The 14,552-nt window shown below is 57.4% G+C and carries 6 protein-coding genes and 3 pseudogenes; 6 read left to right on the forward strand and 3 right to left on the reverse strand.

Annotated elements, in window-relative coordinates; genetic code table 11:
- The 3 genes and pseudogenes from IVA96_RS02345 to IVA96_RS02355 all read right to left on the reverse strand — a co-directional run.
- Nucleotides 1-707: IS110 family transposase (locus IVA96_RS02345; RefSeq protein ID WP_247415254.1), on the reverse strand; the 707-nt coding region annotated here is incomplete at its 3' end.
- Nucleotides 708-944: 237 nt separating this feature from the next.
- A pseudogene (locus IVA96_RS02350) lies at nucleotides 945-1,229 on the reverse strand (transposase); the annotation flags it as partial.
- Nucleotides 1,230-2,679: 1,450 nt separating this feature from the next.
- Nucleotides 2,680-3,678, reverse strand: coding sequence for an ATP-grasp domain-containing protein (locus tag IVA96_RS02355; RefSeq protein ID WP_247415256.1), 999 nt, complete (start codon nucleotides 3,676-3,678; stop codon nucleotides 2,680-2,682).
- Nucleotides 3,679-4,629: 951 nt separating this feature from the next.
- On the opposite strand from IVA96_RS02355, the gene IVA96_RS02360 reads away from it, so the two are divergent.
- The 6 genes and pseudogenes from IVA96_RS02360 to IVA96_RS02385 form a co-directional block, all read left to right on the forward strand.
- Nucleotides 4,630-5,979: an aminotransferase class III-fold pyridoxal phosphate-dependent enzyme gene (locus IVA96_RS02360; RefSeq protein ID WP_247415258.1), complete on the forward strand. Its 1,350-nt coding sequence runs from the start codon at nucleotides 4,630-4,632 to the stop codon at nucleotides 5,977-5,979.
- A gap of 1,709 nt (nucleotides 5,980-7,688) precedes the next feature.
- Nucleotides 7,689-9,341 (forward strand): class I adenylate-forming enzyme family protein, encoded by a 1,653-nt coding sequence (locus IVA96_RS02365; RefSeq protein WP_247415260.1) that lies wholly within the window; start codon nucleotides 7,689-7,691, stop codon nucleotides 9,339-9,341.
- Between the two features lie 1,993 nt (nucleotides 9,342-11,334).
- A pseudogene (locus IVA96_RS02370) lies at nucleotides 11,335-12,206 on the forward strand (3-keto-5-aminohexanoate cleavage protein).
- 50 nt (nucleotides 12,207-12,256) lie between these two features.
- Nucleotides 12,257-13,279 carry a 3-hydroxyacyl-CoA dehydrogenase NAD-binding domain-containing protein gene (locus tag IVA96_RS02375; RefSeq protein ID WP_247415262.1) on the forward strand — a complete coding sequence of 341 codons (1,023 nt, stop codon included), beginning with the start codon at nucleotides 12,257-12,259 and terminating at the stop codon, nucleotides 13,277-13,279.
- Between the two features lie 74 nt (nucleotides 13,280-13,353).
- A pseudogene (locus IVA96_RS02380) lies at nucleotides 13,354-13,608 on the forward strand (transposase); the annotation flags it as partial.
- Between the two features lie 237 nt (nucleotides 13,609-13,845).
- The coding region (locus tag IVA96_RS02385; protein ID WP_247415254.1) for an IS110 family transposase at nucleotides 13,846-14,552 on the forward strand (707 nt) is incomplete at its 3' end.

Here is a 14,552-nt window from a genome sequence, read left to right on the forward strand (position 1 = left end):
TCGTAGAGTTCCAGCGATTGGGTCAGGGCGAAGACATGTTCATGTCGGTTGTTGCCCACCAGTGCGGCGCGGATCGTCTCCATGGAAGAATGGCAGCGTGCATCCCGGTAGGTCGCCAACACGTCGGAATTGCGTTCGCCCGCAACAATAGCTCGGATGATCCGCATGCCAGTCGCGCCCGTGATATCCGAGACCACGTGATGGAGCTGCAGGTTCATCTCCATCAGGGCCTTCTGCATATGCTGGATATGGGCAGCGGCATATTCCACCAACCGCTCCCGCTGGCGCAAATAGGCGCGCAGGGTTGCAATCTCGGCATCAGGTCGGAAGCTGCCGCGTAACAGGCCATAGGAATGAAGCTGGCGCAACCATGCGGCATCGCTGACATCGCTTTTGCGCCCGGGCACGTTCTTTGCGTAGCGAGCATTGACCAGAATGACCTCAAACCCGCGCTGCTCCAGGATCTCGTAAACCGGGATCCAATAGACCCCGGTGGATTCCATCGCGACACTCGTCACGCCGTAGGCCTTAAACCAGTCTGCCAGATGATGCAGGTCTTCTGTGAATGTGCCGAACGTGCGCACTGGCATATCAGTGCAGGCTGGGTTCACCGCAGCCATGTGCATCTTTGATCCGATGTCGATGGCGGCCGCGCCGACATTGACCGGCTTCAGCTCCGGGCGGTCACCAGTCGTCCTCTTGGGCATAAGCGGGTCCTCCATTTAATGATGGGCAGGAGGGTCTGGGTTATGCCAATCGTCATCTTCCTAATCGGGATCGCCGCCGGAGCAGCGTCACCACTCCCAAGTCCGCATGCACCCATGGACCACGTTTTTTAACGGGGATTCTGCCTCCAATAAGCTGACGGCCGCTACCCTCCTAGCCAAGAAGATAGCACAAGGCTGTTTCTACCCCGCGCAGGCGCGCCACAACGCTGGACAGTTTTTTAAAATATCGCGCTCCATGCGCAGCCGGTCGTTCTCGCGCTGCAGTCGAGCGATCTCCGCCGCGTGGTCCGCCGACGGCAGCGTCGCCTGCGTTGCGGGGCGCCGCGCCGCCGCCGTCGGCTCCAGCCGGGCCCCTCGCTGCTCCACCCACCGGCGTAGCACGGAATCACGCAAGCCAAGTTCCTTGGCAACCGAGCCGATCGAGCGACCGCTAGACGCTACGAGATCAACCGCTTGCCGCTTGTAGTCATCGATAAACGAGCGACGTTGACGTCCTTCCATCCGACACCTCCTGGCTCTTCGAGCCTACTACGGGTGTCCATCAATTTCGGAGGAGGTTCACGACTGTCTAGTCGAAACACAGCATCGTCCCGCGGATGATTGATCCTGGAGCTAGGGGTGGAAAGAGGAGGCTGCGCCGAACGACTGACGGAACGCATCAGCAGCACGACCCATCCATAGCATCTGCGTATTGTGACTTCGCGAGAACGATGCCCCGACACGTAGATGGCCACAACATCCTGCACCGTCATCCTAAAATCGGATAGGCCGGGAGCTTGACTCTCAATCAGATGCGACTGGAGCCCGAGGGGTCGTCAGGTGTGTTGCGCCGACAAAAGCCGCTAGTTTCCGGCATGCAACAGGAACTCTTACTCGTAGGCACTTTCCTACAGCTTCCGAAACCACTCACGATAACGGCTTCGAGGCGCCATCGTCAATCGAGCGCGCTGCTCAGGAGTGAGACTTGTACTACAGTCTAGCCATTGCCCTTTCACAAAGATGCCCACGGTATACTGATCCGACCGGCTTGGCGGCACCTTTCGGTGTTTTGACCACCGTCCGCGTGGCACAGTACCATCCGGTCTAGCGCAGAGATCGCCTGCACCGTCTTCCGCGATCTCATTCGCTAATTCAGCTCGGCTCGCTCGTTGTTTGCTGTAAAAGAAAAAGACGCCAATCCAACGTAAATGCCCCTTGGGTTTGTTCCGTTCTTGGCACATCGATGCATATGTGCGGGTGAAACTCAAATTCCTCCGAGGTCAGCGCGATTGGGGTTCGGCATCATCGCCATTGAGTCCGGGCAGCAAATTGGGATCACGCTTGTTGGTTTGCCGAGCGTGTCTTTGTGAGATGGCCGATAGGAATAACATCGTGAGCAGTGGTTCGAGGCAGCGCTATCGGCTAGCGTCTAGTCTACCTTTGTCATGGTCAGCCGTGTTGACGCCCATGTCGGAAGCGCGACGTAGCAAGTATCCAGCCGCCCTTCGAAGGCGACCGTTTCCGCAAAGTAACCTGTCGCGAAGCTCATTCCGACGGATCACAAATCAGGTATGGTGGGGAGATTATCGCGCATTTCGAACGCATCGGCTAATGCGAGCGGAACATTCGTCTTTTACGAGCCCAGCGCGTGCAGTTCCTCAAGCAAACCGTTCTTCTTCTGAACTAGAGATCGGCGAAATTCGTCAAGTGTGACCAGATAGACATGCGCCACTATTTTCTCTTTCGGGGCAGGTAAGGAGAAACGCATTTCGGGCTTCTCTGTGTCGCGGATTAGAAAGCGCGGGCCGCGCCAACGAATTGCTGACCGGCATCCAAACACATCATGTCCAGTACACAGGAAGGAGGCAGATCGTTGATCTCGATACTGATAGACGCATGCCAGCATCTGTCATCGGAATCTGGAAAGCGGCAGAGTGAGGCCAATGGCCCAACGGCAATATCGGTCGCCCAATCACCGCATGTTTGGTCTTGCGAGACCAGCTCCGAAATACCGGTTGTGAGCGAGATCGAGGATACGATTGGTTAAAGTCGCGAAGCTATATCCGCCTGTCATCGCTGCCCGGACGTAAGAATGCGTGTTGTGGAGTGATGGGCTGAAGTTGATCTCGAGCACAAAAGGGTGCCCGGAGCGGTCGATCCGAAAGTCAACGCGGGCGTAGTCCCGGCCAAGGCAGGCCCGGAAAGTCGCAACCGAAATATCCCGCAGTCTCGTCGCAAGGTCGTTCCCGATTTGCGCAGGGCAAATCTTGCGGGGCTCCACGATTGACCGATGATATTTGTCCTCCCAGGTAATTACACGTATTTCACGATCGCCGAAGTCGTGTTCCACCGGAGGCAAGACTTCAACCTCTTCGTTTCCCAGCAGAGCGACGCAGATCTCCCGCCCCTCTATATATTCTTCCACAAGCGCATCCTGCGAATAGTTGGTGACCGTCTCTTCGACGGCTTGCTTGAGGCGGTTAGCGTCCTGTACGAGTTGTAGTCCCAAGCTGACGCATTCGTGACGCGGCTTCACTATCAATGGAAATCGCAGGTCACCGATGCTCTCGATCCCCGTACGCATCACTCTGAAGTTCGGCGTCGGCACTCCTTCCTCTCGAATGAGCTTCTTGGTAATAACCTTGTCGAGCTCCAGTGCGGCCCCGAGTGGGCTCGGTCCAGTGTACGGGATGCCAGCGATCTCAAGTATGGTCGGAACCTGGCTGCAACGCCACTCGCCCTTACTTCCGTAAGCCATATTAAAGACCATTCCGGAAGGGCGGCCCTGGGGATCGGCCGGCATGAACCGTTCCAGTGTGGTGAGCAGTTCTTTATCGCCCGCGCAGAGCAGCGTCTCGTGCCCGCTCTCCTGCAGGGCTGCCATCACGCTATGAACTGTTGCGTCATATATCGCCCGACCAGACTGATCCGATGAAGTGATTACAGGCTCGTTCACGACTGCTACCCGCATAAGCTGCTCCCCTTGTTGATCACAAACATTTAGCCGGTCTGCACCGCGAGTGGGTCCGGATACGACCCCAACCTGTCTCGGCTCGCCGTTGTCCGTCCCCACCTCATGGTGCGAGACCGCTCTCGTCGTAAGATTCTCCACTGGGTGTGAGCAATCGTCGTGCCAACAGAGCGCCTGCGAAAGTAACGAGAAAACGTTGTGTTTTGCGCTAAGCCCGCTAAAACCGGCGCCTCACAACAGGGCGCATTCCGAACATAGACGTCTTCAATCCGACGGGCCTGAGGGGCTGACCGCCAGGAAAGTCGATGAAGTTCGTAGCTCAGCAACGGCCACGAGTTCGCTCGGGTAGTCAGCGAACCTTGTTTTAAGACAAAAGACCTTTCCGTGTCGCTTTGTGGAATAATTGCGCCCTAGGGTGTCGGGGCTGCTACACCGCGGTTTGAAGTGACTGCGACCAAGCCCCAAAAGTCTATGACCTCGGTACTTCACATGACACGAAGGCGCGCTACAATGATATATTGCAATGTCGCAGTTGATCCGCTCGCTGACGAAAGACCATCTACCGCTGCACGCGATCGGGTGCTGGAGAAGCCGTGAGCAATCAAGGCAAGTGGCGCATCCGGCTAAATGGAGCTCTCAGCAAAGCCAAAGCCGCCGCCAACGCATTGTAGTGTCGCGACGCTTAACTCTACTTACTCGATTGAAGAGACTCATAACAGCCATTGCGACTGAGGCTAAGGTTCACGCCACTTCCACGGTAGCATTGGGACAAAACAAGCGTTCGGTTCGCGCTCATTTAACTCCGCAACGATCAACGGGAGACATCAAGAAAAATTGTCGAGCGGTGGCTGATTAGTGGTCGTCGCCATCTACCTTTCAAATCACTTATCGTGTAGGTGTTTTCTTGTAGTGCACATGAGACCATCAACCTGCGATGGCGCTGGAGGTATCTTGGCAGAAATCAGAGTTCTCCCATCACGAACTGCGTATTCGACGCAGGGTGAAATTGGCGCGCGAATAGTAGGCGGAGAGGGGCCTTATCTCCTGGGCGACGACGGCAGGCGCTATCTGGATGCTTCCTGCGGTTCAGGATCCCTCATCTTCGGTCATGGCGACGAAAAGATCACGGATGCGCTTCTGAACCAAAGTCGCAAGTTGACGGTTTTTCCTTCGCGGCATTTTAGCTCTGAAATCGTTGAGCGTTACGGTCGCGAACTCCTCGATTTCGGTCCGCCGAGCATGTCACGGGTGATCACATTCAGCAGCGGTTCCGACGCAGTTGAGGCGTCGTTAAAATTGGCGCTTCAACATCATTCCGCTGCGAAGCAGCCGCAACGGCGCAAGATCCTGGGACGTAACGCCTCGTATCATGGGAACACAATAGCTGGGCTCGCGGCGGGAGGCTTCGTCGAGCGTCGGAAGCCGTATGAAAGCGTCCTTGGGCGGTGTGCTAAGGCATCTCACGCGCATTGTGTCGCCTGTGAGTTCGGACGTCAGGCTGAGAGTTGCGCGTTAGAATGTGCACAATCGTTCGAGCATGCAATCCTTGCGGAAGGTCCGGAGAACGTCGCAGCGGTAATCGTCGAGCCGATCGTGGGTGCCGCCCTGAGTGCCGCGCCACCGGACCCGCGCTATCTGCCACGAGTGTGGGAGATTTGCCGCCGGCATGACGTATTGCTCATTGCCGACGAAGTCATGACCGGTTTCGCCCGTACCGGACGTCCGTTTGCAACCACGCATTGGAACGTCGAGCCTGACATCATTGTTTGCGGAAAGGCGATCAGCGCTGGGTATTACCCCTTGTCGGCACTTTTAGTAAGTGAGCGGTTAGTTCACGGACCGTTGGCGCGTGACAAGTATTTTCAGAATGGGCAGACGTTTGCTTGCAGTCCAGTTGGGGCCGCTGTGGGATTGGCAGTCTTAAACCGCTTGGCAGATGGAACTGTCGCTGCAAATGCGGCGCGCATGGGCGAGCTACTCCGAGCTTCGCTCCGCAAGGAGCTGCCGCGCGAGCTGATCAACAGGGTTCGCGGGATGGGATTGATGGTTGGTTTCGACATCAACGCCTCCTCATTTAAGAATCCGCGGACCGTTCCACCTGCTCGCTGCAGCGACCGATTTCAGCGCGCCGCGCTCAAGCGCGGGTTGGTGATCTACGCCAGTAATGGTAGCGCAGGAAGTGAAGCAGGTGATCATGCGATGCTATTATTACCGTTGACAATTTCCGAGCACGAAGTACGGGAGACCACAGCGTTGCTTGTAGCAGCGGCAAACGATCTTCTCGAAGCGGAGAACAAGTAGAAGACGTGCTATGTATGCCTACTGAGGTGACCGAGCCCTCCACGGCAAGCTCCTACTGGCGGTGAGATCGAAGCAGGTGATCATCGTTATTATGCTGATTGGATCACGAGCTAGTGGAAGAGCTTGGCAACGATGGTCAGCAGGTGAGTGTTTGCTGGCAAGCAATTCCTGCGGTTGCTACCTGCATCGACAACTGAGGAAGGGGATAGGATTGCATCGTAACGGCGTTCTCGTTTGATCCGCTCGACGCGAAATCGGGTCAAAACTGCTTGTGACGCCTCGATGCTGGTGAGCGCGCACCGAGCTGAGCGGAGCTGACACCGGTATAGATTCCGGATTCGGCACATGGGCCATACGAAACCACTAGTCAGGGCTGTGCGGTGGTGATGTGTCGCTCGACAAGACGCGCCAGCACTTGCACTAGGTTCCTGCTACCGGCTGGTGGATCTATGCCAAGGCTTGATTCTGGCTTCCCCAAGCCGGATTGTTCTGCACGATTTCATTCATGACATCACGGATGCCGAAGCCCGATAAGGACCTCGGGCCCGGCTGATCGAAGACTTAAGTCCGTATTGGTCCTTAAGCCATGCGCTGAGGCAGATAGTGCGCTGCGTCGCCTTTATTTTCTTCAGGTGTTCTGTTCGACTGGGCGTCAATCGGCAGAGCGAATCGGTACTCGATGTTCTGTTTCGTTGGTTCGCGGGCCAAGCGCGGATTATCGGGTGTGGGCTCATAGTGTATCTTTAGAATGACGATCGGCTACTTACTAGCGAGATTGCCGGAGCATTAAAGCTTGCTGGCGGAACGGACAGATCAAGCAGTTTGTTGCATGCACCTCTCTTCGACGGAATTCCTTTCCGAGAGCGGGTCCGGCGCTTCCCGCCTTCGGCGTGCGGCTCTATCTCAAAGGCGTCGGTTGGAGAGTCGGCCTTATTTGACGGGCGATATGAATGTTCCAGTTGACCAGGGGACGGACATGGTGAGGCTATGGCATCAAGCTCAATGGCGCGCCAAGTGCGCTGGCCGCTCCAGCGTCCGACGCACGCATGGGCGGCGGCGATCAAGGTGAGACAATACGCGCTCTCATCCTGATTGTCGCGCCATACACCAGTTGAGATGGCGTCGAATAATGGCCTGCCCGGTCGCTCCGCTTCGAAAATGCCGCAGTAGCGAGACTCCCGATATCATCCGGCGCGAGCCGCGGCCAATCGATTCGCTGCGGTCGCTCCATATCGTTATGGTGTCATGAATGCGGATACCTGCCGAGGGCCTTCTTCCATGGAGGAACGCAATGCCCCCTCACCAGAGTTGGTAGTGTCTCGACATTCGATAATTAGGCAGGGTCAATTACTGAGCCGCCGGGCAGCGCCCATAAACAACGATCGAAAAAGGTAGAGCAATGGTAGCCGCAGTTCGTTGCACGTATCACGCTTGCTTCACGCCAATAAAAGTTGGCCATTCAATCGAGCATCAGGGATCTCGAATAGGACATATGGGACATTACACACAAGAGTCATGCGAATCCTCGTGCGGTGGCCGGGCGGGCCTGATCAAATTGTGGTCTCCATCATGCCTACCGGGCGATCCGGACTAGTTCTCAAAATCTCCTGCGCGGGAGCGCTATGAATGAGAATTCTTGGTGAACTGTCGCTGGAGAGATTTGCGCCTGTTAGCCGAGCCTTTTGTTACCTAAAGCATGAAGTGCAACAATGCCCCTCACAAAACTGAGCGCCTGTCAGCTGAACGAGCGCGTCGCTAATGTGATGCGCAAGATCGAAGCGCTGGAAGCCGCCTATAAGACGATCACGATAGACCAGCTGGTTTCGACCAGAGCGAGGACGCACGGCGCCGCGACCGCAATAAACGTTTTTGATCGCGGCGAGCAAGCAAGCTACTCAGAGCTAGACGAAATATCCAACAAGTACGCGCATGCGTTGCGTATATTTGGTGTACGCAAGGGCCATCGCATTGGGGCGATGTTATCCAATCGCATTGAATTCCCTATAATATGGTTCGCGCTTGCGAAGCTCGGTGCGGTAATCGTCCCCATCAACATGCGCTACACTCCAAGAGAGATAGAATATGTTCTCAGCGATGCAGAGGTCGAGTTCGCCCTTGTCGACGAGGTCGCGTGGTCAGTGTTCTCAGCGATGGAGTCTTGGCCGGAACGCCTCGCCAGTGAGCGAGCAATTCTCGTCGGGCAGCCTTTCGACGGCACAACGACTACCCTCAGTGAATTGCTCAAGGGGGCGGACGAGCGCCCGGTCGACGAGGATGTCCGTCCCGATGACTTGTTAAATATTCAGTATACTTCGGGGACAACAGGCTTTCCCAAAGGCTGCAAGTTGACGCATGATTACTGGAGCGTGTTCTCGTACCAGGCCGCAAATTGGGACGAGCAGCCGTACCAGAGGTGCCTCTCTGCTCAACCCTTTTTCTATGTGGATGGGCCATGGCATCTTCTGCACTCGTATCGACGGGGTGCTACGCATTACCTAGCTCCGCAGCTTAGCTCAACTCGTTTCATGGGTTGGATCAAGCAGCACCGCATCGAGTGGTGTCAGTGCCCTGAGCTGGTCGCGCGCCAAGCCGAGGCGGTCGACGAAGACGGCGCGACGAGCCTGAAGCAGATCCTGAATTGGGGTTGGGCGCCTGACACCGTGCGCCAGTTCCGGAAGCGTTTTCAAGTGCGTACCCAGGAAGCTTACGGCATGACGGAAATCGGCTTCGGTACACGAATGCCGAACGAATTTGACGAGCTGGCCGACTCGGGCTCCGTGGGGATTCGGGCACCTTTTCGGGCCCTGCAGCTGATAAACGAGGATGGGAGCCCCACGCCGGTTGGTGAGGTCGGTGAGCTGTGGGTGAAAGGGCGCGGGGTTTTCAAGGGCTACTGGAAGAGGCCTGACGCAAATGCTACTTCGTTCGAGGGCGGATGGTTCAGGACCGGTGATCTGATGCGTCGCGATGAACTCGGATTTCATTGGTTGGTGGGGCGCACGAAGGACATGATCCGCCGGTCAAGCGAGAATATCGCCGCTCGCGAGGTGGAGGCAGTGATCCGTGAGATTCCTGAAATTGCGGATGTGGCGGCGGTGCCCGTTCGTGATGCGAAGCGCGGCGAGGAGGTTAAGATTTACGTTGAATTGAGGGAAGGTGTCGCGCCGGACAATCTAGCAGTCGAACGCATTCTCGAACATGCTCGTGCGCATCTCGCCGCGTTCAAAGTGCCGCGGTACATCGGCTTCACTTCGGTTCTTCCTAGAACCGCGTCCAGCAATAAAGTACTCAAACGTGAGCTGATGGCGGTGAGCGATCCGCTTGCCGGCGCCTACGACGCTGAGAAGAAGTGCTGGCGGTGAAGCCACATCTCTCTCCAGATAGCCCCTTTCAATATGGATCAATCCTGCTGCTCATTGAGGTCATTCGTAATGGCGACGAGATCGATATGCGCCTTATGCGGCTCAGCGGCCGTCGATCGTTCGCGCGGCTGCCTGCCTTCATTTGTGGAAAGCGTTCTCGGTGGGAGTTGAGTTCGGTATTTTAGAACGGCAGGTAGAGCAACGTTGCGCCCGCGGGTCGATCGACCCGCAAAACGTCGCGCTCTTGCGGCTTGCGAGGTCGTCGATGAAGAGGATATCCGCACGCGTTATCTCCGAACACCACCAGCTGGTCCACATCGCCTGGGAACCTGTTGATTGGTCTGTCAAAGGACTATGTCATCACTATCAGGATAGGCGCAGGCGGCGGCCGTGATCGTGTTTCTTGGCATGGGCGAGCGGCCTGTTGACATCTGGAGCGCATCCTCGCTGTCGCGCCATGTTGTGCAGGCGCGGGCCTCGTCGTAAAGCCACTGCGGTCCAGGCCGAGATCGCGCCGCCAGTGTGTGTCCTAGGAAGCGGTAGTTGGCGTCCTCGCTTACCGGGGCAAGTTTTGGTGAGCTAAGCTGATCAGCCTGTAGAGCCGCGCGAACTGCGGGGAAACGCCGAATGGCTCACTTACTTGGCACGACCATGAACACGCTCGGAACGAGCGAGAGCAATCTAGGGCGCGCTGCCGCAAGGCCCCAGCCTCTACTTGGGTCGGCAGCTAGCCACGCTAGTAATCTCTGGTTTAGTCCTGCGGGAGGAATTGTAATGCTCGGGTTGGCGGACCACGAATCACTGTTTCGAAGCTACTCTATGTCTGATCCGTGTTCGGGGACGCCCAATGTAGCGGCCATCGGTGCGGCGCTTGAATCGTGCAAGATTCGTTGCTTGGCAGAACTCAGCCAGAGACAGGCGTGATCGGCGCGACCTATCGACCTGTTCGACCGTCATATCGCGACCGCCGGGCAAGGCGATTTACTTCCGATCCGAATGCTCGCGGTCGAATCGGAAATCGATACGATCGCAATTGCGAGAGGGCTCCTCGATTTCAATGCTTGGCGATGTTCTTCCCGACCGTCGGACAAGGAGTGGCGGGGATACGAGTGTCCATTGCAGCAGAGCACGAAGGACGCGACATAGAGCAGCTTTGCGAGGGCATCCTGGAACGAGTCGCCGACACGACCCGGAAAGCCTTATCCCCTGAGATGAGGTAAGGGGCCTCCAGCCGATTTCAACCGGGATGAAGTGCTGTTGGCTGATGAGGGGGAAGGCGAGAGAGCCTCCGTGCTCGAACCATAATGGAGCGCGTCTATGTCTCGCTGACTTACGCTGTTTCCACTCTGCGGAGAGTCGCCAGTCCGCCGCCCGACGACGGACTGCGATTGCTTTTTTGCAAAGTCGAACGGTAGCTGGATGTCGGTCCAATAGATTGGCGGGGGCAGTCAGGCATGATGCAGGTACCTAGTCTGCGATTATCTGCCTCGACAAAGCGTGAGCCCCGGCCTTATTCGACACGTCACCGTCTCACACGCTTCATCCTTCCGGCGAGGTTCCGATCCTACAAAGTGGCGGGTTCATCCTGCGCGAGGCCCAATGACACGCCGGAACTATCGAGCCCATCGTCCGCGGGCCTACTATGACGATCCTCATAGTAAATCGCTCAAGTGCAACGGCGATCGGCCTGTCATGCAAATTGTGCAGTTGACTACGGCGATGTCGGAAACCTGTCCCCCGCGCAGCTTCATTCAAGATCTAGCCCGCTAGCTATGTGTGTTTTCTCTGCGTCAGGCGCCGCGCACAGGATTTCGTTGTTGGCACACCGATTGCTGTAGTGAACTCTGCAACGCATTCTTAACGGCCCAGTCGTCAAGAGTTTCCGATGAGACTTTCTCATCGCTTTGGTCCATTGGCTGACGCGTCGCACGGTCGTGATAAGGTCGGGTCCCTTTTGGGACAGATCAAACATCAAAACGAGAAAAAGATGAGGATGATGTCTGAGGTGTTTATCACCTGTGCCGTCACTGGAGCTGGAAGCGCGGTGGAACGTAGTCCACATGTGCCGGTCACACCAGAGCAGATTGCGGACTCGGCTATTGAAGCGGCGCGAGCACGTGCTGCGGTTGTGCACATCCACGTCCGTGATTGTAATACCAAGCGGGGCGTCGCGGGATCCAGGCGAGGTGGTGAGGCGCATTTGAAACTCGAAGCTGAATTCGGTGATTAACCTGACCACAGGCATCGGCGGCGACCTCGTACTGGGTGGAGTGAACTCTTCCCCAGCTGATGGATGCTTCGACAGATTTGGTGGGCGCGGGGAGCGGCTTGTGCACGAAGAGCTGCGTCCAGAGATCTACACCGTGAACTGCGGCAGCCTATGCTTCGCGACACGGAACGAGTACGTGATGGTCAACACTCCAGGGTCGGTGCGCGCGACGGTTGCCCGCGTGCAGTCCGTCTTGAGCTTGAGGTGTTTGATACCGGTCAGCTGGTATTGGTGAACGAGTTGATCAAGGACGGGCTCATCAAACATCCGACGCTGATCCAGCTGTGCTTGGGGAATTCCCTATGGCGCGCCGAGCGATCCAAGTACGCTGACGGCGTTGGTACACCAGCTGCCAGCAGGTGTGGTCTACTCGGCTTTCTCAACTGGACGGGTGCAGCTTCCTTACGTGGCGTTGACGCCATCAGTTGGTGCGAACGTTCGGGTGGGACTGGAGGATGACCTATATCTGTCTCGCGGGAGACTGGCAACCAACCGAGCTCGTCGAATGGGCAGTACAAACTCTAGACAGAATCGGGGTCCGCGTGATGCTCCCGGACGAGGTTCGAGAGAAGCTCGCGCTCAAAGTTTACGCCTGAGCCTTTGTAATCCACATCTGGAGAGTTAAATGTCTGAGAATTCAAGCGAGATGCCAGAGAGTTTAACGTCCCCCTCAGAAAGGCGCCCCCGCGCTGTCGGGTTGCTCGGGGGCGGAGTCGTCGGCAGCGGCTGGGCCGCACGATTTATCCTTAATGGGGTGGATGTACGGCTGTACGGTCCGTCCCCTGGTGCAGTCGAGCGCGTGCAGAGGTTGTTGGCGAAGGTGCGCCGGGCGTATCTGCGACTCACGCAGGTACCACTTCCAGCGGAGGGGACGCTGACGTTAGTAGAGTCAGTGGCGGACGCGGTTCGTGATGTGGAGCTTGTGCAGGAGTCCGCGCCGGAGCGACTAGACCTCAAGCAGCAACTTCTCGCGGTTGCCAGCCGGGCCGCAGCGCCTGGGACGCTTATCTGCTCTTCGACTTCTGGGTTTCGGCCGACGCTGCTGCAAAGCGACGTAGAGCACCCCGAGCGACTGCTCGTCGCCCACCCTTTCAACCCAGTATATCTGTTGCCGTTAGTCGAGTTGTGCGCCGGGCAGCGCACGGTGCCGGGGTCTTTGGTGCGGGCCGCCGAGATTTACCAGTCCGTGGGGATGCATCCACTCGTCGTGCGCAAAGAAGTGGACGGGTTTATCGCAAACCGTCTGCAGGAGGCTATGTGGCGCGAGGCGCTGTGGCTGGTACACAACGATGTGGCCAACGTTCAGGAGGTCGATGATGCGGTGCGCTATTCCTTCGGACTACGTCGGGCAGTCATCGGTCCGTTCCGCATCGGGGGGGGCGCGATCGGCATGCGCCGCTATATGGAGCAATGGGGACCCATGCTGAAGCGTCCGTGGACGGAGCTCACGAAGGTGCCCGAGCTGACGGAGGCGTTTCTAGAAAAGCTCGCCGAACAGTCCGATGCGCAAGCGGCGACCGAGAACTTGACTCCCGCGGAACTCGAAGAGAAGCGCGACGATGGTCTCGTGGCGGTGCTGCGGGGACTCCGGGCTCAGGGCTACGGCGCGGGTGAGACGTTGGCGCGCTGGGAAAGAGGCCTGCGCGACCACGCTCCTCCAGCTAACTAGGGCTGCGGATGCATGAGCTGCTGCCGGTTTGATGGACACCGAGATTGGGTGTTTTATCAAGCCGGAGGTTGGTCATGCAGAGACGGAAGTTCAGCCGAGAGTTCAAGATCGAGGCGGTCAAGCTTGTCAGGGAGCGCGGGGTGTCCGTGGCGCAAGCCGGCCGCGACCTGGGGGTTCATGAGAACGTATTGCGCAAATGGGTAAAGGAGTTCGGCTCTGACCCGGTGCAGGCCTTTCCCGGCCATGGGCAGATGAAGCCCGAGCAGCAAGAGATCGAGCGGCTGCGCCGCGATGTCGCCAAGCTGAAGGCCGAGCGGGATATCCTAAAAAACTGTCCAGCGTTGTGGCGCGCCTGCGCGGGGTAGAAACAGCCTTGTGCTATCTTCTTGGCTAGGAGGGTAGCGGCCGTCAGCTTATTGGAGGCAGAATCCCCGTTAAAAAACGTGGTCCATGGGTGCATGCGGACTTGGGAGTGGTGACGCTGCTCCGGCGGCGATCCCGATTAGGAAGATGACGATTGGCATAACCCAGACCCTCCTGCCCATTTTTAAATGGAGGACCTGCTTATGCCCAAGAGGACGACCGGTGACCGCCCGGAGCTGAAGCCGGTCAATGTCGGCGCGGCCGCCATCGACATCGGATCAAAGATGCACATGGCTGCGGTGAACCCAGCCTGCACTGATATGCCAGTGCGCACGTTCGGCACATTCACAGAAGACCTGCATCATCTGGCAGACTGGTTTAAGGCCTACGGCGTGACGAGTGTCGCGATGGAATCCACCGGGGTCTATTGGATCCCGGTTTACGAGATCCTGGAGCAGCGCGGGTTTGAGGTCATTCTGGTCAATGCTCGCTACGCAAAGAACGTGCCCGGGCGCAAAAGCGATGTCAGCGATGCCGCATGGTTGCGCCAGCTTCATTCCTATGGCCTGTTACGCGGCAGCTTCCGACCTGATGCCGAGATTGCAACCCTGCGCGCCTATTTGCGCCAGCGGGAGCGGTTGGTGGAATATGCCGCTGCCCATATCCAGCATATGCAGAAGGCCCTGATGGAGATGAACCTGCAGCTCCATCACGTGGTCTCGGATATCACGGGCGCGACTGGCATGCGGATCATCCGAGCTATTGTTGCGGGCGAACGCAATTCCGACGTGTTGGCGACCTACCGGGATGCACGCTGCCATTCTTCCATGGAGACGATCCGCGCCGCACTGGTGGGCAACAACCGACATGAACATGTCTTCGCCCTGACCCAATCGCTGGAACTCTACGA

The organism is Bradyrhizobium sp. 159 (genome assembly GCF_023073795.1).
Lineage (GTDB): Bacteria > Pseudomonadota > Alphaproteobacteria > Rhizobiales > Xanthobacteraceae > Bradyrhizobium.

What these genes read in the sequence shown, in the direction of transcription:
- IVA96_RS02355 (WP_247415256.1), bottom strand. Translation starts at nt 3,678, where the DNA reads ATGCGGGTAGCAGTCGTGAACGAGCCTGTAATCACTTCATCGGATCAG.
- IVA96_RS02365 (WP_247415260.1), top strand. Translation starts at nt 7,689, where the DNA reads ATGCCCCTCACAAAACTGAGCGCCTGTCAGCTGAACGAGCGCGTCGCT.
- IVA96_RS02375 (WP_247415262.1), top strand. Translation starts at nt 12,257, where the DNA reads ATGCCAGAGAGTTTAACGTCCCCCTCAGAAAGGCGCCCCCGCGCTGTC.